We start from the raw sequence: 20883 nt of genomic DNA on the forward strand, positions 1-20883 counted from the left end.
ATATTAGGTATTTTTATTTAGATATAATCCTCCCTTTTTCATCCAAGGAAGCAACTCTATTACCTTTATCATCTTTAAGTTTCCACTTTCTACCACCATGCCCCGCATTATCTTTATCTATTTCCCATCCTGTCTTAGGGTCTTTATATGCGGTTCTCCCACTCACTTTTTGAGAAAACTTACCCATATCTATAGAACCATCACTATCTAAAATCTTTTTAGGTATCGCTCGATAAGCTGTATCAATTTCGTTAGTTAGAGTCGGCTCCTTCATCCATAAAAGATATACACTACCTGTAGCTGCAGTTGCACCTATCGTGGCCCACACTATGTCAGAAATAGCTATGGCTGGTACCGCAAACCAAATAAATCTTGGTTGCACTTCTAAATCCCCTTCTTCATCAGCCTCTTCTTCATTAATTAATAAATTTTCTTTTTCGTAATAATTAAAAGCAGCTAAAGAATTGGTTGGAATTAGTATGTTAAAGAGTAATTGTAAGACTAATAAACTAGATATCAATTTTTTCATTTTGTGATTCTCCTTTTTTATGTTAAGTTATTAATTTCATCCCTTAGGATCGTTTGGTAATTCACCTGCTAGGAGTAATCCATCATATCTTCGAAAATAAATATGATATCTTACCCTTTCTGTAACCAATAATAAATCTTAAGCACCGATATGATAGACCTTTAGAAAAAGTTACTCACAATTTCGTTCTTTAATAATCAAATAATTCTGAATATTAATCCCCATCTTCTAGTTCATTCGAATATGACCGCTCTATTCGTTATTCCCTAGTATAGATACGAACACGCCATGAGAAAAGCCCTTTTCTTAAAATAAAAATTTACTGTTAAATTCCCTATGAAATATAAATTTTTCTGTAAAAACGTGAATAACGTGCAAAATTTCACTAAAAATGAACATAATCCTATGAAAAAGTTAAGATTTATGTCAAAAGGAACTGTTTCTTTTCCAAGAATACAATATAATAGAATCAACATGAATTTTTTCCTAACACTTGGTAGAGAAGATATTATTTAAAAAATTATCTAGAGGTGAAGCAAATGATCCATCCATTAAAAATTACTAGTACTTTAGCAGATGAAACTAGATACTCTATTTACGAGTACATCCTGAAAGAGAAAAAAACTGTAACGGTCCAAAATATCGCTGATGAATTCGGCATACATCCAAACGTTGCACGGCTACACTTAACAAAGCTCACAGAAATTAATATTATAGTAGCTGATTTTGCTAAGACTGGAAAAGGTGGCCGACCTGGTCGTGTTTATAAAGCCTCTGACAAAGGCGTAACATTATCGTTCCCAAGACGTGATGAGGATCGACTATTAAAATGGACAATCCAATTAATTCAAGAATTTGGACCATCTGCATTAGAAAAATGCCAGGACATTAGCTATCAAGATGGTTATCAGCAAATGAAGAATTATGTAAATGCTGAGTTAACATTAAATAATACTCTTACCTTCGAACAAAAACTTCAGCTATTAACTGACAATGCTGCATTAATTGGTTATATTCCACAAGTACAGCAAACCGAGCATGGTAAAAAAGTGATATTCTCCATTTTTAATTGTCCATTCCAGGAGCAGCTTACTTCCCATTCAGAAATTGTTTGTTCTTTACATGAATCCTATTTAAAAGGACAATTAGATGCATTATTTTCAAGCAATGAATTCACACAGATTGAAAGCATGATACATAATTGTGATTTATGTAAATATGAAATAAACGTGACAGAAATCGATCGCTAATTTAAAAATCCATTTGTTTGTCACAAAGAAGAGGAAGTTCCAGTTTACAGATACCTTTCATATCATTTATAATGAGTAAGAGATTATTGTGTCGTGGGCAAAAGGAGGGGAAATCTTCATGGATAATATGTATAAAGTTATGGCATTCTGGACAGGTATTTTCGCCGTTATGTTCTACCTTGGTGGTATGAACGAAGTATCGCTATTATTCGTAGGTAATACAGGTTTATTCTTATTATTAGGCTTCTTAAACCTTTCAGAACGTATGTACATGTACATTTTCGGAGCATATTTAACTGTATTCTTCGCTGGCTTCACGTACTATACAACATTCATTCACGTGCCTGGTGGCGGTCATTAATACAAAGAAAAAGCGTATCTCATCAAATGTGAGACACGCTTTTTTATGTGAATTTATTCATTAGATACAGAAGCTATAGATGAGCATAGTAAAATCCCCTTTGCGATTATATAGATTAGAATTTAGTTTATTCTATCTATCCAACGAATTGCTAGGGGGATTTTTGCATTTTATGAAGTTACTGTAGGCTTTATTTTTTTAAACAAATCACCCACAAAGATGAAATTGTCCAATAAAATGGATTATCACCGCGTCACAGATGGGAACCTGCAGCGCAGCGACTCATCGGACGTCCCCAGGAAGCTCTGCTCTGCGCGAAAGCGAAGCGTCAGCGACAAAGCACCCAGCCGGAATGGAAATCAATCTACACTATAGGATATCCATTTTTTAACTTTTGCCTAACGTTAAAAACCATTTAAAAAAGGATTTGTCTCCATTTCTGCACCGACCGTTGTATAATTACCATGGCCCGGGTAAATAATAGTATCCTCAGGTAGTGTTAATAACTTATCGTGAATGGATGCAAGCAATATTTTCGTTGAGCCTCCAAGTAAATCTGTACGTCCAACACCCTGCTCAAATAGCGTATCCCCCACAATAGCAAAGCCATCATTTTCAAATATATATGAAATACTACCTGGTGAATGTCCTGGCGTAAAGATCGCTTTAAAACTAAAATTACTTATTTCAAATAGCTGTTCTTCTTTAATAATATTTTCTTCAGCCGGGGCAGCGACAATATAATCTGGTAATGCTGCGTATTTACTAGAGCCATTTTTTGTTGGATCTCCTAACCAGCTAACTTCCTTTTCATGAATCCATACCGGAACATTAAAAGCTTCTCGGACAGCATCTACAGCACCAATATGATCAAAATGTGCATGTGTTAAAAAAATGGCTGATGGCTTCAAACCGTTACTACGAATAGTCTTGATGATTCGTTCTGCTTCCTCTCCTGGATCAAATATTAAACATTCCTTCTCTTTATTCGATACGATATAACAATTCGTTTGGACAGGTCCAAGCGAATAACTTCGTACGTTCATCATTGACATCACCTCAATTTTATATTATACAGCCTTTGCCACAATTTGACGATAAATGTTCATAGTTTTCGCTATATTAGTTCTCGACAAAAACAGGTGGAACGTTTACAATTAAGGAGGAATATTGTTTACGACATTCATTTTCTGATGTCGAAAGGAGTGTCAATTTTTAATGAACTTATTAATGGTTATTTTTGGTCTAGTAGCGATTTTAGCTGTAATTGGTACATTCCAAGCAATTAAAGAAAAGAACCTTTTAAGTGTTGTTTTCAACTTATTAAGTGCTGCTGTTTTCGGTTGGTTTGTAATTATGACAGTCATTAATAGCGGGTACCCACCAAAATTACACTAAGATTTAGACAGAAACAAGAGCAGTCTGCATTCCGAGACTGCTCTTTTTCTTTCTGTCGTATTGTCTATTTTGATTTAATTTCTCCTATTTGAGCCCCAAGCGATAACGTCTTCCCTCTGAGCTGTTTTATTGGGCTCTCTGAACGCATAAAACTTCAATTTGACGTATACCTCTGCTACATGCAAATCTTTTCCATATGCTCCTTTTTAGGGGTAAAAAAGAGGGTTCTATAAAATTGTTAGGATACCCGTAATGTGACGGATTTTACCCTTTAAACGATGATAGAACATTTTGCCTTACTCCAACATTTGATATAGATCCATAAAAAAGAGATCTCATGTTTAGTGAGATCTCTTTTTTATTATTCGACTGCTTCTTGCTTCAAGTTACCTGTCTTTTCATCATAGAAGCGAAGCAAATCACCGTTAATGATAGCATCGGAATTTTCTAGTTCTGTCGTCGCCCGATCAGCGTATGGCTGACATGGCTCGCCATCAATTTCTTCACCAGTGGCTTTGTCATAGCAAGCTTCACCAGCATAAACATATTTATCTGTTACAAAACGACCGTCACGGAAAATAACGAAATCTTCATGCTCTGGTGAGAATAAGTCAGCACCAAGTTGCATATCTTTTGAAGTTTCAATACCAAGAAGGTGTAGAATTGTTGGACGTAAATCCATTTGTCCAGACACTTCTGTCATTTCTTTACCATCACCAGCTCCTGGGATATGGATGAATAAAGGTACTTCTTGTAGGATTGCATTATCAAATGGTGTAATGCTTTCTTTTCCTAAATATTGAGCCATCGCTTTGTTGTGGTTTTCTGAAATACCATAATGGTCACCATACATTACGATAATTGAGTTATCATAAACTCCTTGATCCTTTAAACTTTGGAAGAAGTCTTTAAGTGCTTCATCCATATAACGAACTGTTTGGAAGTAACGATTTAATGTACCTGAGTTTGAAGTGTATTCAGGAATCATGACATCTTCAGGATCCAAAGTAAATGGATAGTGGTTCGTTAATGTAATTAGACGAGAATAGAATGGCTGTGGCATATCTTTCATTAATGCTGCAGATTGTTCTAAGAATGGAGTATCTTTCATACCCCAGTTAACAGCTTCGCCTTCGTTAACTTTATATGAATCTACATCATAGAATTTATCAACTTTTAATGATTGATACATCATGTCACGATTCCAGAATGATTTATTATTCGGGTGCATGACATTCGTATAGTAACCATTTTCTCCAAGGCGCTCAGCCATTGAGTTATACGTATTTCCACCGTGTGTGAAGAATACCGCACCACGACCTAAGCCAAACAATGAGTTTTCTACAATAAACTCTGAGTCAGAAGTTTTCCCTAATCCAGTTTGGTGATAGAAGTTGCTGAAAAAAAACGTATCTTTATCTTTTGTTAAAGAGTTTAAGAATGGTGTGATTTCATGACCATCCATCTGGTTATTAATCACAAAGTTTTGTAAAGATTCCATTGACACAACAATTACATTACGATCCTTGTATTTACCGAACATTTCAGGGTTAACCGCTGCTTGATTAGATCGAATGTAGTTGTTCACTTCTACTAATTCACTGCCATCCGCTAATGCACGTTGAGCAGAAGATTTAGATTGAATATAAATATCATACAAATGGTAGTTATAAGTCCCAATGTTTTTCACAAGTAATTCACGGTCAAAGCTTCGAGTCAACAATTGTGGACGTTCTATTTCTGCTAATCCTAAGTTTAAGAAAGTCATAGCAACTGCTAATACGAAGTACGCACGACGAAATTCCACGTTAACTTTCACAATTGTTTTCATTCTAGGCCAATATTTATTAGCTAAAATTAGAATAAGTACGTCGATGAAATATAATACATCCCAAGGGTTTACAATCGCTGATATGGAAGTTCCTAAATCACTAAAGTTACTTGTTTGGAATAATACCGGTAGCGTAATAAAGTCATTGTAGAAACGATAGAATGCCACATTTCCGTATAAGACAATGGATAAAAGAATACTGACTGTAATAATATAACGATTTTTAGCTTTTGAAGATTTAAAGAATAACGCTAAACCATAAGCAAATAGCAAGAAGCTTAATGGATTAATAAACAAAATAAATTGTTGCATTGCATTTTCGATTTTCATATCAAAGCTTGTGTGATAAACAATGACCGTTTTTATCCAAGTTGCTACAATTGCTAGTATCATAAATGAATGTTTAGGCCACTTAATTGATTTCATTCCTAACATCCTCCCTACTTTCTAAAGCGAAAAAATAATAAATTTAATAATTCGTTACTGAAACAAAATATATCTTAATCTTTTTTTTACAGATACGCAACAGATATATTTTGGAAATCCCTTCTACTTGCTCGTCTACAAGCTGGATACTTATATATACGTCTTTGTTTGTAAAAAGTTTCGCACAATCATAAGAACAGTGGAAACCCACTGTCTCTTAGAATATTACATACATGTTACATTATTTTTACAATACCCCAAAGGAATTATATTTAAAACATTATTGATTATTCTCTTTCATACGAAGTTTTGTTGTTTCTTGTCGAATTAGTAACAATGCCATTTGGTAATCTTTAATATCTAGTACATTCGCTTTATACAACTCACGAATTTCATCCTCCATTAACATCAAATCACCAATAGGATCTCTTGTATAAATAAAAGTGCCATATGTTTTTAATAATTCATAAATATCTAACATTTTGTCCATTTTAGTTCGCTCCTCGTTGTGTTACACAGTCAATACGTTTAGTCGGTGTCACAATGATATCTACTGGGCAATCGTGTGCGTCTGTAGGTACTTGTTCATATAGCTGCTCATCAAATAACAGCGATACAAGCTTACCTTTGCTACAGTTTAATACATAGCGATCATAATAACCACCGCCATAACCTATTCGATAGCCAAACTTATCAAAAACAACTCCCGGAACAAGTATGACATCCATTTCATTTGCGTCAACAAACTCACACTTTTCTGGAATTGGCTCACGCAAATGCATATAAACAGTTTCTAGTTGTGCAAACGAATCAATAGCATAAAATGTCATTTCTCTTGTTTTTGGGTTGCATTTAGGAACAGCGACTTTTTTACCAAGTTGCCACAATTCTTCAATTAAATGAATTGTGTCGACTTCTGGCTTATTGGAAATGGTAATGCCGATTGTATTTGCTTCTATTATATATGGTTCTTGTAGCACATTTTTTGCGACAATAAAAGATCGGTCTTGGTAAGCCGCTTCACTCATTTTCGAGAGAGCTTCCCTTACCTCGTTTCGTAAAGTTGTTTTATTCATGCTAAGCTATCCTCCTATCAACATATAAAAAGCCAAAACCACTTGTGGTTTTGGCTTAATGAGCGATTACTTAGTTTCACGGTGAAGAGTGTATTTCTTCTCGCGAGAGCAATATTTTTTAAGTTCAAGACGCTCTGGATTGTTACGCTTGTTCTTTTTAGAAATGTAGTTACGTTCGCCGCAATCTGTGCAAGCTAAAGTAATGTTTACGCGCATCATTAACCCTCCCACTCTATATCAAGAATTTAAATTTTGAGCATGATTTATACGACTTACCTATTATAACACAAACTAAAAAAAAATCCACCTTCATTTCATATTAAGTTTGCTTATGGTAAAATACCTTATAATTACATAACTTAATGAGGTGAAACTTTTGGATTTATCCATCATACTTATGATTGTTGGAATTCTTCTAATCATCGTGTCGTTCTTTTTCAAAAATAACGCGAAAAAAGTCGAACAAGATGTAGAAGAACTTTCCATCTCTATTTTTCAAGAAACAAATAATTTAAAACGTCGTCTAAAAATTGTTGAGGAGGAGCTGTTATTAGAGCCTGAATTCCAGGTTAAATCAAATTCAGCCCAAAATAACATGCAAAATCCAAAGGTTCAACAAGTGATACAGGCTGTACAACAAGCCGCTCAAGCATCAAAAGCTGGACAAGGATCACCACAAACAAAAAATATTCATCAAATTATCGTGAGTCAGGTACTTGAATTAAATAAGCAAGGTCTTTCGGTAGCCGATATAAGTATTCGCTCAAATTTAACAGAAGAGCAAGTGCGACAAGTGATTGCAAATGGAGGTCGGTAATACATGAATAATTCCTCTATTCGTGCATTTGGCATTGCACTATTTCTTGTAGGAGCAATGCTTGCTTTAGCAACTCGTTTCGATCTTCAAATTGGCTTACCAACTAAAGCTTCCTCAAGTGATGAAAATGTAGAGGAGCTGCAAAAAAAGCTCGAACAGGCCAATAAAGAAATTGCATTGTTAAAGGAACAAGTGAATCAAGCTCCAAAGGAAAACACTCAGAAGACAGATGCACCTGAAACAAAGGCTACAGACAATCATGAATCAGCAGACGCCCCGGCAGCCAACGTTACGACTATGACACTTCAAATTTACAGCGGCATTACACCATATATTGTGGCGCAAAAGCTTGAAGATGGTGACATTATTGCCAATAGTGTTGAAATGGAACTGTTACTTGCAAACCCTAAATATGCTCGAAGCTTACAAATTGGTTCCTACGAAGTCAATTCTTCAATGTCTTTAGAGGAAATTGCAAAATTGATTACAGGGAAAAAGTAATAAGATTAAATCAGGTATGTCGATTGGGAAAAAACAGGTTTATAATTGAGCGATAAAAGGATTTTTTGTTGCTATTTTGCTATTATATTCCCATTTTAACTGATTGTAGCGTAGGGCTACTCGACTCCCGCGGGAAAGCGAGACAGACGAGACCCTGCACGGAGCGAAGCGGAGGAAGCGGCTCGACGCTCGCCCGCAGGAAAGCGAGTAGCCCGTAGCGGAGATCAGAGCCTTCCAAATAATTAGGGTGGATAAAAATGTTTAATCAACACACCTGAGATTAAATATTACTATTCTTCATAAAAAATGGCTGTCATCCAAAAATCACAACTCCTGATTTTTGATGACAGCCTATTTTGTTTAGTTTATGAAATTTGTTCTAAGAAGGCTTGCATCATTTTGCTTCCCTCTTTCGTTCCAATGGATTCTGGATGAAATTGTAGCCCAAAAAGTGGATAATCTTTATGTCGAATCGCCATAATTTCACCATCATCACTGGAGGTTGCTAAAATAGTGAAATCCTCATGTAACGTGCTTTGCTCAATGATGAGAGAATGATAGCGCATTACTTCGATTTTACCGTCTAACTGAGCAAATAAATCTGTTTTCTTATATTGAATTGTAGATAATTTCCCATGCATAATATGGTTAGCTTGAACGATGCTGCTGCCAAAAGCCTGCCCTATCGATTGGTGCCCAAGACAAATCCCTAAAATAGGATATTCTGTATAAAGCTCTTTAACAACATCTACAATTATCCCTGCATCAGTTGGCGTACCTGGTCCAGGCGATAAAATAATGGCTTCTGGTTGCATTTTTTTAATTTCTTCTATTGAAATTTCATCATTACGCACTACTTCTATGTCTTTCCCTAGCATACTTATTTGCTGAAATAAATTATATGTGAATGAATCATAGTTATCGATCAGTAAAATCATTTTTTTACCTCCAATAGCGCGCGAGCTTTATTGAGTGTTTCCTCATATTCAGACCATGGCACAGAATCATACACAATACCAGCCCCTGCCTGAACATGTGCACGATGATCCTTAATAACCATGGTACGAATGGCTAGAGCTAAATCCATATCCCCTGTAGTGGAAATATAGCCTACTGCTCCAGCATAGACACCACGTTTTACGGGTTCTAGCCCATTGATTAGCTGCATAGCACGAATTTTGGGTGCACCTGATACTGTACCTGCAGGCAAGCAGGCTTTGAGGACATCCAAAACATGTACATCATCACGTAATTCACCGATAACCTCTGATACAATATGCATAACATGTTTATAACGCTCAATATTCATATATTTTACAAGCTTCACTGTACCAACTTTTGCAATTCGTCCAAGATCATTACGACCTAAATCCACTAACATCCGATGTTCAGCAATTTCTTTTTCATCATTGAGTAAACCTTCCGCAATCGCTTTATCCTGTTCCACTGTTTTGCCTCTAGGCTTTGTTCCTGCGATTGGATTTGTCGTGACCTTTCGCTCCTTCACCTTCACAAGACTTTCAGGAGACGTTCCTAAAATGATATACGTTCCAAAATCCATATAGAACATATAAGGTGACGGATTTGATGTACGCAACTGACGATATAAATCAAAAGGATTCCCTGTAAATGGTGAGGTGAAACGTTGTGATAAGACAATTTGGAAAATGTCACCCTTACGAATATACTGTTTAGCACGGTCAACCATTGCTACAAAATCTTCTTTTTCAATCATCGGCTTGAAATTGAGCTCTCCCAGTGACATGGCGTCGAATGTTTTACCAGCATAAAGCTGTTCCTCCATCTTAGAAATAGCCACTTCCATTGCTTCAAGAGAGTGCCCTTCATCAAATAAATCAATGGCCGCTAACGTTACATCTTGCTTTACATGATCAAAAACAACAAATGTATCATAGAAGAAGACATGAACATCTGGCATTTCTAAATCATCCTGCAAAAATTCTCCTATTTTCTCTGCATAAAAGGCCGTTTCATATCCAAAGAAACCAATCGCTCCTCCAAAAAAGGCGAATGGATATTGTTCCTCATGGAATGGCATAACCTGCTTTAATTTAGTGAGTACATTTTCACTCGCTTTTTCGCTTTCTCCACCTTTGGTAAAAGTATATCCACCCTTATCTCCAATCAATTCCGCAACTGGATTGACGGCAATAAATGAATAACGTCCACTTTCTTCATGTTTAGCAGACGATTCGAAAAGCATCCTATGTTTCCCTTCAAGCGATTGATAGACGGAAATTGGCGTCATCATATCACCCTGTAATGTCTTCATAACAAACTTTCTAAGCTCAACTGTCATACTCTTCTCTCCTTCTCTATGCTCTGCTCTGCTACACCAAATCTTTATTCTATAGGGTAGAAACATTTCTATTGAATAAAGAAATAAAAATATAAAAAGACCTTTCCATCACAAAAGGACGGAAAAGCCGTGGTGCCACCTTCATTGGTCTTAATCAATTATACCCTACATAATTGTGCCGTAATCGGCGTTAAAAGACCCACTCTGTACCTTATAACGCAGGTAGACGCTAATCCATACTCTTTTTCAGGATTAGAGCTCCGAAGTCCATTCACCATTCATTTGTACTAGTTTCCACCAGCCACTAGCTCTCTATAACAAAAAATAATAGCTACTACTCTTCATCCAAGCTGATTACTCATTTTCATTGTAAGATAAATAAATTAACAATTCAAATTATTTTTTACTGTGAAGCCATTCATCTTCAGTTGGAGCAGCTAGCTCAATATTTAGTTCCTCAAATATTTGACGAATAGCAAATAATATATCCTGTTTCGTACTTAGCATCACTGCAGTATCATTTGTCGCCACATAAAAACGCACAAGAATACGATAAGAGGTTGGATAAAATTCATCTATAAATACATGGATCAATTCTTTTTCTGTAGCTGTATGCAAATAAATTTCCTTTTGAATAGCACTTAAAGCACTCCGTAATTTTTCTTCTTTATTGTCAGCAGCTACGAATAAAAATTGTTCACATTTTCGTTTTTCTCGTCTAGATAAATTATAGATTGGCCGATTGACTAAATAGGAGTTCGGGACATAAACAAGTCCTTTATCACCCGTTTGAATTAAGGTACTTCGAAGATTAATATCTTCAATAGTTCCATCAATTTTTTGATCTTCTGTCGCTATCCAGTCACCAATCTGAAACGGATTATCTAATGCAACTGACATCCCACCAAAAACATGCGCTAAAGTATCACGTATACCAAAGGCGATGGCTACTCCCGTTAAGCCAATCCCTGTTAAAAAGCCATTCAAGTTAAAATTCCAGAAAGAAGCAATCGTAAACATCGCCGCTATCATAATAAGCACTTTTCCTACGCGAAGAAAAAACGGTAATAGGACGTTTGGTTCTTCTTCACTATTTAACTGCAAAGGCTGTTTTGTATAAAAATGTAAAACATCATATACACCTTTAAAGGCAAAAAAAACAATAATAGACAATACAAAATTCTTTGTCACTGCATTTGTAAATAAATTTTCTTCTAATAATATGGTTAAGCTGAGTACAATGACAGCTGCCATAAATGCATAACGAATCTCTTTATTGAATTGTTCTAGCACTATTGCCTGAAACTCTCGCTGACGATTTCTTAAAAATGCAACAATACGATTAATAATTTTCTTTATAACAAGTTGCTGAAAAAGCCAACCAACGACGCAAATAGCGATGGCAATAATAACGTCCATCCACGTTGGTGCTGAAATATTTGGTAGTAACCATTTCAATGAATCCATGTTTTTCTCCTTTAACTACTATGTATACTCACAGAAAAGGAGCCGATCAACAATGATGATCAACTCCTTTTTTATTGAATAGCATCATCCGCAAAAAAAGCCTTGTTGGCAAACCAAAACTGCTGTTCATTAAATTTTTGTTCATGCATGGCAATCACCAAAAATTCAGCATAATACTTACGCTTCATCTCATCGAGCATGGTCTTCGCTTGCTTTCCAACGAGATGCTGGCCATCAATAGGAGTTCCTTCTGTAAAAATAATAATATCCGCTTCTGTACAATGTTGATTTTCTTGTAGCAAGCCCTTTACAAAATGAAGCACGGGCAGAATTGCTGCATCTCCCTTTGCTTTGTATTCAATAAAATCCTTAAAATCACATAAATTTAAATGACCGTTTTCAAATCGATAATGTACATGAATTTGACAGTCATATGGAACGATATATAAATCTCGCCCTTCACGGTGCGCAATCATAAAAAATGGTAAAATCATACTTTTGCAAAAATCCGAATATGCTGCCATACCCGTAGTTTGTTCAAGACATATTATGATTGGACCTAGTTCTTTTTTGTATTCATCAAACGGAACATATAGGATATTTCCTTTTTTTGTTATTTGATACTTTAGCTTTTGTCGTCTAGCTATCTGCCACTTTCGCTCATAATACAAACGCTGCTCTTTTCCGTTGGTCAATCGTTCAGCTTGCTCAATAGCTGGTATGTTATCACACATTTCACGCATGATATCTGCCAATTCAAGTGCAAATGCTGCCATATTTCGCAATGTTTCACTCTTGTAAAAATAATCAATAAAGATACGTTGTTCCTTGTCACTTAATTCTTCAAGATGTAAGTTATCATAGAGAAAACGTAAAAAGTCATGTTGTTCTGACGTGAGTGCCAGAGCAAATTTCTCTATAAGTGATTCTACAGCGTCTTTCACGAAGCAACACCTCCAAAGCACGTTTTTTTGGATAATGTCTATAGTATAACCAAAATTATTTTTTGACAATACAATTATGCCTGTAGTATTTGACGCTATTTTAATCAACAATGTTGCTGTTATCCTATAGCTTTTCATCATTATGACAGTAAAAAGGAGAAGAGCTTGTCAACGGCTCTTCTCCTACTAATTATTCAATTCGTAATGTTTGCCTTTGATTAAGTAGAATAAGTGTTCAGCAATATTTGTTGCATGGTCAGCTGAGCGTTCTAAATAGCGGCAAACAAATGTTAAATGTGTAATTTGAGAAATATGTGCTGGATTTTCAGCACCTGCACGTAGCAATAGCGTTACTGTCGCTCCATATAAATCATCGACGTAATCATCTAGTTCTGCAATTTCCTTGGCACGGGCCGTATCTTCATCCGTAAAGGCTTTTAAAATACTTTCTAACATTTCTACCGTCTTATTACACATCGTTTGTAAATTTGTTATAGGAAAAACGAGTGGTTCTTTTCCAATACGAATCGTCTCTTTGGCAATATTAACCGCATAGTCCCCTACTCTTTCCATATCCGATGCCGCTTTGACAAGCACCATGAGACGACGTAAATCTGTAGCTACAGGTTGCTGCCTAGCGATTATTAAAATAACATGATCATTGATTTCTTCTTCAAGACGATTAATGATTAAATCGTCTTCAAGAATCTTTAAGGATTTCTCTAAATCCTGCTCTACTAATGCTTCAAATGCCAATTTAAGAGCATTGATACTACTAGTAGCAATGTCGATAAATTGCGCTTGAACTTCTTTTAATTCCTGTTCAAAACGTTCACGTACAACCATCTTCTGCTCCTCCTTAGCCGAATCGACCTGAAATATAATCTTCAGTACGTTGATCTGCTGGTGTTTGGAAGATAACGTCTGTTTTATCGTATTCAACAACCTCTCCGCTTAGGAAAAATGCTGTACGGTCGGAAATTCGTGCTGCTTGTTGCATATTATGTGTCACGATAATAATTGAATATTCTTTTTTCAGCTCTTGTACAAGCTCCTCTACTTTTAATGTAGAAATTGGATCAAGTGCGGATGTTGGCTCATCCATTAAAATAACATCTGGTTCAATTGCTAAACAACGCGCGATACAAATACGTTGTTGCTGACCACCTGATAAACCGTATGCATTTTGATTTAAGCGATCCTTTACTTCATCCCAAATTGCTGCACCGCGTAAAGATTTTTCAACAATTTCATCAAGAATCTTCTTATTTTTTATGCCATGGATACGTGGACCATAAGCAATATTATCGTAAATAGACTTCGGGAATGGATTTGGCTTCTGGAATACCATCCCTACACGAGTGCGTAATTCCTCAACAGTATAGCTTTTATCTAAAATATTGCGCTCACGATATATTATTTCTCCTGATGTTCGAACACTTGGTACAAGCTCTACCATTCGATTTAACGTTTTTAAATAGGTAGATTTCCCACAGCCAGAAGGGCCAATTATAGCTGTTACTTCATTTTCATAGATGCTTAAATTAATATCTTTTAAACCATGATGATCGCCGTACCATAAATTTAAATTACGTGTATCATATACAACTTTTTTAGCAACATCAGCTGAAGGCTTTGTCGCCATATGATTCGTTTTGACAACTGATTTTTCCTGTTTAAAATCTAGTACCATAAGGTCACCTCATTAATAACGTTTTTGGAATTTATTTCGAATAAAGATGGCAATAGAGTTCATCAGTAAAAGTACTGTCATAAGTACTAAAATACCGGCTGCCGCTACATGTTGAAATTCCTCTTGCGGGCGTTTTGCCCAATCATATATTTGCATTGGTAAAGCAGTGAATTGGCTCAATAAACCATTTGGTAAAAACTGCAAAATAACTGGAATCCCAATCACAACCAGTGGTGCCGTTTCACCAATCGCACGAGACAAGGCTAATATACTCCCCGTTAAAATTCCTGGAATGGCCGCTGGTAGCACAACATGTACAATCGTTTGCCATTTCGTCGCGCCCATACCGTAAGAAGCTTCTCGTTGTTCATTCGGTACTGCACGAATTGCCTCCTGTGCCGCAACGATAATAACTGGCAAAATTAATAAACTCATTGTTAACCCAGCTGCTAAAACACTTTTTCCTAGTCCCATCATTCGAACGAAAATTGTTAACCCAAGTAAACCAAAAACAATGGAAGGCACACCTGCTAAGTTAGAAATATTCAAACGAATAAAGTCATTTAGTTTATTTTTCTTCGCATATTCCTCTAAATAAATTGCTGTTCCTACACCTAAAATAATGGACACTGGTGCAACAACTGCCATCAGCCAAAGTGAACCTACTAGAGCCGCCTTTATGCCTGCTTTATCTGCAAAGCGCGAAGCAAAATTTGTTAAAAAGTCGATTGTTAAATAGTCAACACCCTGAGTCACAATACGATAAAGCAAAACAGCTAGTGTCACTAATGCAAAGGTCGTTGCTAGGAAAAATAAAGCTTTCCAAACTTTATTGAATGTAATACGCTTTGTCATTCGTTTCATGACGACCGTGTCATCCATATAGCGCATGCTAGTAAACCTCCCTGAAGCGTTTCGAAATATATTGAGCGAGTAAATTCATCACTAAAGTAAAGATAAATAATGTGAATCCAACTGAATAAATAGAATAATAAATTGTCGTACCATAACCAGCATCGCCTGTTGCAACTTGTACAATATACGCAGTCATCGTTTGAATCGAGTCTGTCACATTTAAATCAAGTTTAGGAGTAGCGCCTCCTGCCAGTGATACGATCATCGTTTCTCCTATTGCCCGGGAAATGGCGAGAACAACTGAAGCGACAATGCCTGATAAAGCGGCCGGTAATACTACTTTTATAGCAACCTCAAACTTTGTTGCACCAAGAGCTAGAGCTCCTTCACGCATACTATTTGGAACAGATGACATAGCATCCTCGGAAAGGGACGTAATCATCGGTAAAATCATAATACCAACAACAATACCTGGACTAAGTGCATTAAAAAGTTTAAGTTCTGGAATAATTTGCTGTAACATCGGCGTTACGAACGTTAATGCAAAGAAGCCATAAACGATTGTTGGCACACCTGCTAATATCTCTAATATAGGCTTAACAGTACGTCTTACTTTTTCGCTTGCATACTCACTTAAATATATTGCTGAAGCAATCCCAAATGGTACTGCAACGACAACAGCAATTAAGGTAACTTTCATTGTTCCCGCGATTAATGGTAAAATCCCGAATAACGGTTCATTTCCTGAAAATGGGAGCCACTCTGTACCAAATAGGAAATCCGTAATCGGAACACGTTTGAAAAATTCAAACGTTTCAAAAATAAGGGTGAAAACAATGCCAAATGTTGTCAAGATGGAGATAAGAGCTGCAGAAAATAATAGAGCTGGCATTGCTTTTTCCACTATTTTCTTTGATTTATTATTGCGCGAATTTGCAATTAATTGCTGCACAGATGTTGTCTTGTTTTCTTTTTGAGAAACCATTGGGTACTCCTTTCAAATAAGTGAGGGAAAGAGCATACATCTCTTTCCCTCTATGCATGTCTACTTATTTTAAGCCTTCTAAAGTTTTTAAAGCTTCTGTATATTTTTCTTCAGGTAGACTGACATAGCCAACTGCTTCTGCCATATCTCCCGCCTGTTCAAGTGTAAATTTAACGAAATCATATGCGGCTGCGTTATCTTTCATCGCACTATTTTTCACATATGTGTATAATTCGCGTGAAAGTGGCGAATATTCACCCGCTTCGATTGTTTCACTTGTTGGCTCAACACCGTTTACTTTCACAACGCTTAATTTATCTTTATTTTCTAAATAGTAAGCATAGCCGAAGAAGCCGATTGCATTTTTGTCACCTGCTACACCTTGAACTAGCATATTATCATCCTCTGATAATGTTGCTGATTTTGCTAGATCAGCACCGTCTAAAATCACTTCATCAAAGTAATCGTACGTGCCTGAGTCAGTACCTGGTGAGTAATACACGATTTTTTCATCTGGCCAAGATGGATCGATATCAGACCATTTTTTCTCTTTACCATCCTCAACCCAAATTTTCTTTAATTGTTCGACTGTTAAATCCTTCGCCCAATCGTTTTCAGGATTCACGACTACTGATAAGCCATCATATGCTATAGGAAGCTCTGTAAAAGCAATTCCTGCTTCATCTAGTTTTGCTTTCTCTTCATCTTTTATTGGACGAGATGCATTAGAAAAGTCTGTCTCACCTGCGATGAATTTTTCAAAACCACCACCAGTACCAGAAACACCTACCGATACTTTGACATCCGGTTGAGTTCCTGCATACTCTTCAACAACTGCTTCAATAATTGGTGCTACTGTTGATGAACCATCTCCAGCTACAGCCCCTTGCAGTTTTTCGTCAGCAGCGTCTTGCCCTGAGCTCGCTGGTGCGTTTGTTTCTGCATTGTTACCATTTTGCGCTGAGTCGCTTCCACATGCACCAAGCATTAATGCTGAACCCATTACCGCTGTCATCGTTAAGTACTTCCACTTTTTCATCTCATTTGCCTCCGTCACTAACATTTTTATAGTTATTTGCCTTACAACCTTTACTATAATGACTGATTGTTGAAGTCGTATAAACGGTTCGTAAAAGAGACGTAAAGGAATGTAATGCTTTGTAAACGATTGTAAAGATGAATTTACAATTGCAATCAATTTCGCCTTGGCGTAATTGCCTCTGACGTTTTGCTTTCGCACAGAAAACATTTGTTGCTGACGCTGCGTTTGCACTACGCTTTCGCACAAAAAACATTTGCTGAATGAAGATAAACTTGCTTCCTATTGTAAAGATGTTATAATAAGCAATTGTGTCAGGAAATATTCTAAGAGGAGTTTGACTTTGTGATTAAGCATACAAAAGTACAAAATGCCGATTACTTTAAAACGTATTTAACACTTGTTATGGATCATCGGGAATTTACTCTGCAAGAAGCCATTGATTTTATGGTAGAGTCTTATTTCTGTAATAATATAGAGCTATATGGAAAAAAACCGAAGCAACAATTTGAAATAGCTATTCAACAATTATCTGTATAATAAGTCTTCTATTATATAGAAATACATAAAACACGGGATGAAATTGATTTTTCATACCGTGTTTTTTGTTCTCGGGTATTCTCTGAAACTGTAAAAAAACCGCTAGGCATTTTCATGCACTAGCGGTTTCTATTATTTTTGCTCATCTTCACCAATTTTTTCTTTTGTGATTGCTGGTAAAATTGGTTGTTTTACATTACTCTCTGTCACTTTCTCAGTTTCATATTTTGCTTTTAACTCAAAATATTTATCGACAGAACGTCTAGCGATATCATTATTATTAGTTAAATGCTGATTTAAGTTTGTCGTTGCCCATGGAATCACAACTGCATAGGCAATTTCAGGATTTTCATACGGTGCAAAGCCAACATGGGTTAAGTTAATCGTGTTTGTACCGTAATACTGTTCTAAAGGTCCATAATAAACTACCTCTGCTGTCCCTGTTTTACCTGCTGCTGTATAGGGTGCATTTGCAAATTGTCTTCTAGCTGTACCCCTTGAGCCCGTATAAACACGACGTAATCCTTGTTTCACATAGTTAATTTCATCTGGTGTATTATCAATTTGATTTAAAATAGTTGGTCCTATTTCAGTTACTAATTGTCCTAGCGATTGCCCATCTTTTGATGGCTCACGAATCTCTTTGACAACATGCGGTTGAATACGATAGCCACCATTGGCGATTGTCGAGATATACTGTACTAATTGTAATGGTGTGTACGTATCATATTGTCCAATCGCTAAGTCAAGTGCTTTACCCCCATAGGTTGGACCAGAAGGACCTTGCACGCCGCTAAATTCATTTGGTAAATCAATCCCTGTATTTACACCTAATCCAAATTGGGCATAAGAATTACGCATTTTCGGGAATGTATCTTCATTTAAACGTAGAGGCATCCCATAGCTATATGGTGTTCCGTTAATAAGTAAAGCTGTTTTAAACATATAAACGTTTGAAGATTGCTCTAGTGCCCTTAAACCATCCATTGGAATATAGCCAGACGGATTAAAAATTGATTTTTTATAATCAGTACCCAATAACTTGATTGGTTCATCTCCTAATACTGTGCTTGGTTCAATGACTCCTTGGCTATAACCAGTTAGTAATGTTGCTGCTTTAATTGAAGAACCCGCCTCATAAGCTGTTGTAAAGGTACCATACGAATAATCAACGACTTCATTTTTCCCTGTTTCAGGATTTTTTTCAATCTTCTTACCAACCATTGATAAAACATCGCCTGTATTTGGGTCCATCATGACTAAAAAGGCACGATCAAGTAAAGACGAAGCCCCTCGTGATTTTAATTTAAGCAATTCATCCTCGACAATTTTTTCTGTTTCAGCCTGTAACTCACTATCCAGTGTTAAGACTAAATCCTTACCAGGCTCACCTTCATAGGTTGTAACGGTATCGACTACCTGCCCTTTTTTATTCGTAATATTTTTAACTACTGTTTTTTGTCCTTGCAGTAAGTCTTCATATTGCGCTTCAATATAACTTTCACCAACACGATCATTTCGTGAATAATCGCGAGCTAAATAATAATTCAGCTTTTCTTTCGGAATACCTTTTGTTGGTACTGATGTACGCCCTAAAATACCGAGTGATGATAATTTCACACGTTTCCAGTCTGTCGTCGTGTTGACACCTGGTAATTCAGTTAAACGCTCAGAAACTCGTGCAAATTCATCAGCAGATACATTTTCACTCTTAATAATTTGCGGTGATAAATTATAGCCTGATACCATCTCTCGATAGATTGCTAATACTTCTAAATCGGCTTCTGTCAATTGCGTTATTTCTTCGTGTGTAATTCGTTCACGTACAAGTGTATCAACCTGAGAATTGATTTGACTTGTCGTAATATTTTCTTGTGCACTAATTTTCTTTTTCTCTGCCTCTGTTACCTTTGCATAGGCAGCGTCATGATTTTTTAATATCCAAAAATCCTGTTTATCACGTAAAGTGACACGGTTTGTTGGCTGTTCAATCAATTGTGCCAGCTTTTCAGCTATTTCTAGCATTTCCTCCGTTGTTGTTGTCTGCATTTTCGTATATGTAATCGCATTTTCTGGTTGGTTATCCACTAAAATATGTCCATTACGATCATACATTCTTCCCCTTGGCACACTTGTATTGACAGGTACTTCCTCTGTACGCTCTAAAATACGTACATAATCTTCCCCTTTTACGATTTGCATATAACCAAGCCTGAAAATTAACATCGAAAATAGGATAAATATTGCAAAGAAAAGGACATTCATACGAAATGTTAAATTAGAGTGATGTTTTGCTTTAACACTCGTCGCGCGATTTTTCCCTGGTGCTTTGCGCATATGTATTCCCCTCCTCATCTAATTACATTTTAAATACACGATACTTAGTATACCATTCGAAGGTACGACAGGAAAGCATGCACTTGCGAATTCATGCTTGAAAACACCATTTATTTGACGGCACTTTACGATAAAAAGTTTCTGTTTCTTATCGATAGCTCGAAAAAAAGATGCTTCCCCATCGTTTTTGGGGTTCTATCTGTCGTTTCGGCTCTTCTCTTCCGTCGCTTTGCCGGTTCTATCCGTCACTTTGACCTTTCTTTCCGTCGCTCTGATTTCTATCCGTCACCTCGGCTCTTCTTTCCGTCGCTTTGACCTTTCTTTCCGTCGCTTCGGCTCTTCTTTCCGTCGCTTTGCCGGTTCTATCCGTCACTTTGACCTTTCTTTCCGTCGCTCTGATTTCTATCCGTCGCTTCGGCTCTTCTATCCGTCACCTCGGCTCTTCTTTCCGTCGCTTTGCCGGTTCTATCCGTCACTTTGACCTTTCTTTCCGTCGCTCTGATTTCTATCCGTC

Annotated in this window: 26 protein-coding genes and 1 other annotated feature; of the genes, 9 read left to right on the forward strand and 17 right to left on the reverse strand. The window is 36.6% G+C overall.

What is annotated here, in order from left to right; all coding sequences use genetic code 11:
* Window positions 1-13 precede the first annotated feature (13 nt).
* The gene (locus ACVWXS_RS10220) at window positions 14-529 is read right to left on the reverse strand and encodes a hypothetical protein (RefSeq protein ID WP_456958112.1); all 516 of its coding nucleotides are present in this window, start codon (window positions 527-529) and stop codon (window positions 14-16) included.
* Window positions 530-1068: 539 nt separating this feature from the next.
* Between ACVWXS_RS10220 and ACVWXS_RS10225 the strand changes: the two genes are divergently transcribed.
* The 3 genes from ACVWXS_RS10225 (at window position 1069) to ACVWXS_RS10235 (ending at window position 2531) form a co-directional block, all read left to right on the forward strand.
* Complete coding sequence (locus ACVWXS_RS10225) at window positions 1069-1779, forward strand: helix-turn-helix transcriptional regulator (protein ID WP_402991152.1); 711 nt, start codon at window positions 1069-1071, stop codon at window positions 1777-1779.
* A 118-nt stretch (window positions 1780-1897) separates the two neighbouring features.
* Complete coding sequence (locus ACVWXS_RS10230) at window positions 1898-2140, forward strand: DUF2626 family protein (RefSeq protein WP_024361272.1); 243 nt, start codon at window positions 1898-1900, stop codon at window positions 2138-2140.
* A gap of 259 nt (window positions 2141-2399) precedes the next feature.
* A complete protein-coding gene (locus ACVWXS_RS10235; protein WP_456958115.1) occupies window positions 2400-2531 on the forward strand; it encodes a hypothetical protein in 132 nt (43 codons plus the stop codon).
* 13 nt (window positions 2532-2544) lie between these two features.
* Here ACVWXS_RS10235 and ACVWXS_RS10240 read toward each other — a convergent pair whose 3' ends face one another.
* Complete coding sequence (locus tag ACVWXS_RS10240; protein ID WP_368638598.1) at window positions 2545-3189, reverse strand: MBL fold metallo-hydrolase; 645 nt, start codon at window positions 3187-3189, stop codon at window positions 2545-2547.
* A gap of 169 nt (window positions 3190-3358) precedes the next feature.
* Between ACVWXS_RS10240 and ACVWXS_RS10245 the strand changes: the two genes are divergently transcribed.
* On the forward strand, window positions 3359-3538 hold the full coding sequence (locus ACVWXS_RS10245; RefSeq protein ID WP_068983529.1) for a DUF2759 domain-containing protein: 180 nt from the start codon (window positions 3359-3361) through the stop codon (window positions 3536-3538).
* 361 nt (window positions 3539-3899) lie between these two features.
* Here the strand turns inward: ACVWXS_RS10245 and ACVWXS_RS10250 are convergent, their stop codons facing one another.
* The 4 genes from ACVWXS_RS10250 to rpmG form a co-directional block, all read right to left on the reverse strand.
* Window positions 3900-5795: an LTA synthase family protein gene (locus tag ACVWXS_RS10250; protein ID WP_456958117.1), complete on the reverse strand. Its 1896-nt coding sequence runs from the start codon at window positions 5793-5795 to the stop codon at window positions 3900-3902.
* A gap of 280 nt (window positions 5796-6075) precedes the next feature.
* The gene (locus ACVWXS_RS10255) at window positions 6076-6285 is read right to left on the reverse strand and encodes a YqgQ family protein (protein ID WP_068983531.1); all 210 of its coding nucleotides are present in this window, start codon (window positions 6283-6285) and stop codon (window positions 6076-6078) included.
* Window position 6286: 1 nt separating this feature from the next.
* Window positions 6287-6871 carry a 5-formyltetrahydrofolate cyclo-ligase gene (locus ACVWXS_RS10260; protein ID WP_456958120.1) on the reverse strand — a complete coding sequence of 195 codons (585 nt, stop codon included), beginning with the start codon at window positions 6869-6871 and terminating at the stop codon, window positions 6287-6289.
* Window positions 6872-6937: 66 nt separating this feature from the next.
* Complete coding sequence (gene rpmG / locus ACVWXS_RS10265) at window positions 6938-7087, reverse strand: 50S ribosomal protein L33 (RefSeq protein ID WP_008408521.1); 150 nt, start codon at window positions 7085-7087, stop codon at window positions 6938-6940.
* Between the two features lie 151 nt (window positions 7088-7238).
* Here rpmG and ACVWXS_RS10270 point away from each other — a divergent pair, with 151 nt between their 5' ends.
* Together ACVWXS_RS10270 and ACVWXS_RS10275 are read left to right on the forward strand one after the other, a co-directional pair.
* On the forward strand, window positions 7239-7688 hold the full coding sequence (locus ACVWXS_RS10270; protein WP_423471074.1) for a hypothetical protein: 450 nt from the start codon (window positions 7239-7241) through the stop codon (window positions 7686-7688).
* A 3-nt stretch (window positions 7689-7691) separates the two neighbouring features.
* On the forward strand, window positions 7692-8189 hold the full coding sequence (locus ACVWXS_RS10275; RefSeq protein ID WP_456958122.1) for a hypothetical protein: 498 nt from the start codon (window positions 7692-7694) through the stop codon (window positions 8187-8189).
* Window positions 8190-8554: 365 nt separating this feature from the next.
* Here ACVWXS_RS10275 and ACVWXS_RS10280 read toward each other — a convergent pair whose 3' ends face one another.
* The 10 genes from ACVWXS_RS10280 to ACVWXS_RS10325 form a co-directional block, all read right to left on the reverse strand.
* On the reverse strand, window positions 8555-9127 hold the full coding sequence (locus ACVWXS_RS10280) for an anthranilate synthase component II (protein WP_456958124.1): 573 nt from the start codon (window positions 9125-9127) through the stop codon (window positions 8555-8557).
* The gene (trpE, locus tag ACVWXS_RS10285; protein WP_456958126.1) at window positions 9124-10509 is read right to left on the reverse strand and encodes an anthranilate synthase component I; all 1386 of its coding nucleotides are present in this window, start codon (window positions 10507-10509) and stop codon (window positions 9124-9126) included. The genes ACVWXS_RS10280 and trpE overlap by 4 nt, the downstream gene beginning before the upstream one ends.
* Window positions 10510-10620: 111 nt before the next feature.
* Window positions 10621-10866 (reverse strand) — a binding site (T-box leader).
* Window positions 10867-10905: 39 nt separating this feature from the next.
* The gene (locus ACVWXS_RS10290) at window positions 10906-11976 is read right to left on the reverse strand and encodes a mechanosensitive ion channel family protein (protein ID WP_456958128.1); all 1071 of its coding nucleotides are present in this window, start codon (window positions 11974-11976) and stop codon (window positions 10906-10908) included.
* Between the two features lie 71 nt (window positions 11977-12047).
* A complete protein-coding gene (locus tag ACVWXS_RS10295) occupies window positions 12048-12920 on the reverse strand; it encodes a hypothetical protein (RefSeq protein ID WP_456958130.1) in 873 nt (290 codons plus the stop codon).
* A 186-nt stretch (window positions 12921-13106) separates the two neighbouring features.
* Window positions 13107-13766 carry a phosphate signaling complex protein PhoU gene (gene phoU, locus ACVWXS_RS10300; RefSeq protein WP_423471065.1) on the reverse strand — a complete coding sequence of 220 codons (660 nt, stop codon included), beginning with the start codon at window positions 13764-13766 and terminating at the stop codon, window positions 13107-13109.
* A gap of 13 nt (window positions 13767-13779) precedes the next feature.
* On the reverse strand, window positions 13780-14565 hold the full coding sequence (gene pstB / locus ACVWXS_RS10305; RefSeq protein WP_368638607.1) for a phosphate ABC transporter ATP-binding protein PstB: 786 nt from the start codon (window positions 14563-14565) through the stop codon (window positions 13780-13782).
* A 60-nt stretch (window positions 14566-14625) separates the two neighbouring features.
* Complete coding sequence (gene pstA, locus ACVWXS_RS10310; protein ID WP_368638588.1) at window positions 14626-15504, reverse strand: phosphate ABC transporter permease PstA; 879 nt, start codon at window positions 15502-15504, stop codon at window positions 14626-14628.
* Between the two features lies 1 nt (window position 15505).
* Complete coding sequence (pstC, locus tag ACVWXS_RS10315; RefSeq protein ID WP_368638587.1) at window positions 15506-16453, reverse strand: phosphate ABC transporter permease subunit PstC; 948 nt, start codon at window positions 16451-16453, stop codon at window positions 15506-15508.
* Window positions 16454-16517: 64 nt separating this feature from the next.
* Window positions 16518-17492, reverse strand: coding sequence for a PstS family phosphate ABC transporter substrate-binding protein (locus tag ACVWXS_RS10320; protein WP_368638586.1), 975 nt, complete (start codon window positions 17490-17492; stop codon window positions 16518-16520).
* A 1-nt stretch (window position 17493) separates the two neighbouring features.
* Complete coding sequence (locus tag ACVWXS_RS10325) at window positions 17494-17739, reverse strand: hypothetical protein (RefSeq protein WP_456958133.1); 246 nt, start codon at window positions 17737-17739, stop codon at window positions 17494-17496.
* Between the two features lie 98 nt (window positions 17740-17837).
* On the opposite strand from ACVWXS_RS10325, the gene ACVWXS_RS10330 reads away from it, so the two are divergent.
* On the forward strand, window positions 17838-18032 hold the full coding sequence (locus ACVWXS_RS10330; RefSeq protein WP_456958135.1) for a hypothetical protein: 195 nt from the start codon (window positions 17838-17840) through the stop codon (window positions 18030-18032).
* Window positions 18033-18164: 132 nt separating this feature from the next.
* Here ACVWXS_RS10330 and ACVWXS_RS10335 read toward each other — a convergent pair whose 3' ends face one another.
* Window positions 18165-20369: a peptidoglycan D,D-transpeptidase FtsI family protein gene (locus tag ACVWXS_RS10335; RefSeq protein WP_456958137.1), complete on the reverse strand. Its 2205-nt coding sequence runs from the start codon at window positions 20367-20369 to the stop codon at window positions 18165-18167.
* 93 nt (window positions 20370-20462) lie between these two features.
* Between ACVWXS_RS10335 and ACVWXS_RS10340 the strand changes: the two genes are divergently transcribed.
* Together ACVWXS_RS10340 and ACVWXS_RS10345 are read left to right on the forward strand one after the other, a co-directional pair.
* Window positions 20463-20684 carry a hypothetical protein gene (locus tag ACVWXS_RS10340; RefSeq protein WP_456958139.1) on the forward strand — a complete coding sequence of 74 codons (222 nt, stop codon included), beginning with the start codon at window positions 20463-20465 and terminating at the stop codon, window positions 20682-20684.
* The coding region (locus tag ACVWXS_RS10345) for a hypothetical protein (RefSeq protein WP_456958140.1) at window positions 20681-20883 on the forward strand (203 nt) is incomplete at its 3' end. The genes ACVWXS_RS10340 and ACVWXS_RS10345, both read left to right, overlap by 4 nt.

This window comes from Lysinibacillus sp. TE18511 (genome assembly GCF_054062295.1).

What these genes read in the sequence shown, in the direction of transcription:
- ACVWXS_RS10220 (WP_456958112.1), bottom strand. Translation starts at nt 529, where the DNA reads ATGAAAAAATTGATATCTAGTTTATTAGTCTTACAATTACTCTTTAAC.
- ACVWXS_RS10225 (WP_402991152.1), top strand. Translation starts at nt 1,069, where the DNA reads ATGATCCATCCATTAAAAATTACTAGTACTTTAGCAGATGAAACTAGA.
- ACVWXS_RS10230 (WP_024361272.1), top strand. Translation starts at nt 1,898, where the DNA reads ATGGATAATATGTATAAAGTTATGGCATTCTGGACAGGTATTTTCGCC.
- ACVWXS_RS10235 (WP_456958115.1), top strand. Translation starts at nt 2,400, where the DNA reads ATGGGAACCTGCAGCGCAGCGACTCATCGGACGTCCCCAGGAAGCTCT.
- ACVWXS_RS10240 (WP_368638598.1), bottom strand. Translation starts at nt 3,189, where the DNA reads ATGATGAACGTACGAAGTTATTCGCTTGGACCTGTCCAAACGAATTGT.
- ACVWXS_RS10245 (WP_068983529.1), top strand. Translation starts at nt 3,359, where the DNA reads ATGAACTTATTAATGGTTATTTTTGGTCTAGTAGCGATTTTAGCTGTA.
- ACVWXS_RS10250 (WP_456958117.1), bottom strand. Translation starts at nt 5,795, where the DNA reads ATGAAATCAATTAAGTGGCCTAAACATTCATTTATGATACTAGCAATT.
- ACVWXS_RS10255 (WP_068983531.1), bottom strand. Translation starts at nt 6,285, where the DNA reads ATGGACAAAATGTTAGATATTTATGAATTATTAAAAACATATGGCACT.
- ACVWXS_RS10260 (WP_456958120.1), bottom strand. Translation starts at nt 6,871, where the DNA reads ATGAATAAAACAACTTTACGAAACGAGGTAAGGGAAGCTCTCTCGAAA.
- rpmG (WP_008408521.1), bottom strand. Translation starts at nt 7,087, where the DNA reads ATGCGCGTAAACATTACTTTAGCTTGCACAGATTGCGGCGAACGTAAC.
- ACVWXS_RS10275 (WP_456958122.1), top strand. Translation starts at nt 7,692, where the DNA reads ATGAATAATTCCTCTATTCGTGCATTTGGCATTGCACTATTTCTTGTA.
- ACVWXS_RS10280 (WP_456958124.1), bottom strand. Translation starts at nt 9,127, where the DNA reads ATGATTTTACTGATCGATAACTATGATTCATTCACATATAATTTATTT.
- trpE (WP_456958126.1), bottom strand. Translation starts at nt 10,509, where the DNA reads ATGACAGTTGAGCTTAGAAAGTTTGTTATGAAGACATTACAGGGTGAT.
- ACVWXS_RS10290 (WP_456958128.1), bottom strand. Translation starts at nt 11,976, where the DNA reads ATGGATTCATTGAAATGGTTACTACCAAATATTTCAGCACCAACGTGG.
- phoU (WP_423471065.1), bottom strand. Translation starts at nt 13,766, where the DNA reads ATGGTTGTACGTGAACGTTTTGAACAGGAATTAAAAGAAGTTCAAGCG.
- pstB (WP_368638607.1), bottom strand. Translation starts at nt 14,565, where the DNA reads ATGGCGACAAAGCCTTCAGCTGATGTTGCTAAAAAAGTTGTATATGAT.
- pstA (WP_368638588.1), bottom strand. Translation starts at nt 15,504, where the DNA reads ATGCGCTATATGGATGACACGGTCGTCATGAAACGAATGACAAAGCGT.
- pstC (WP_368638587.1), bottom strand. Translation starts at nt 16,453, where the DNA reads ATGGTTTCTCAAAAAGAAAACAAGACAACATCTGTGCAGCAATTAATT.
- ACVWXS_RS10320 (WP_368638586.1), bottom strand. Translation starts at nt 17,492, where the DNA reads ATGAAAAAGTGGAAGTACTTAACGATGACAGCGGTAATGGGTTCAGCA.
- ACVWXS_RS10335 (WP_456958137.1), bottom strand. Translation starts at nt 20,369, where the DNA reads ATGCGCAAAGCACCAGGGAAAAATCGCGCGACGAGTGTTAAAGCAAAA.
- ACVWXS_RS10340 (WP_456958139.1), top strand. Translation starts at nt 20,463, where the DNA reads ATGCTTGAAAACACCATTTATTTGACGGCACTTTACGATAAAAAGTTT.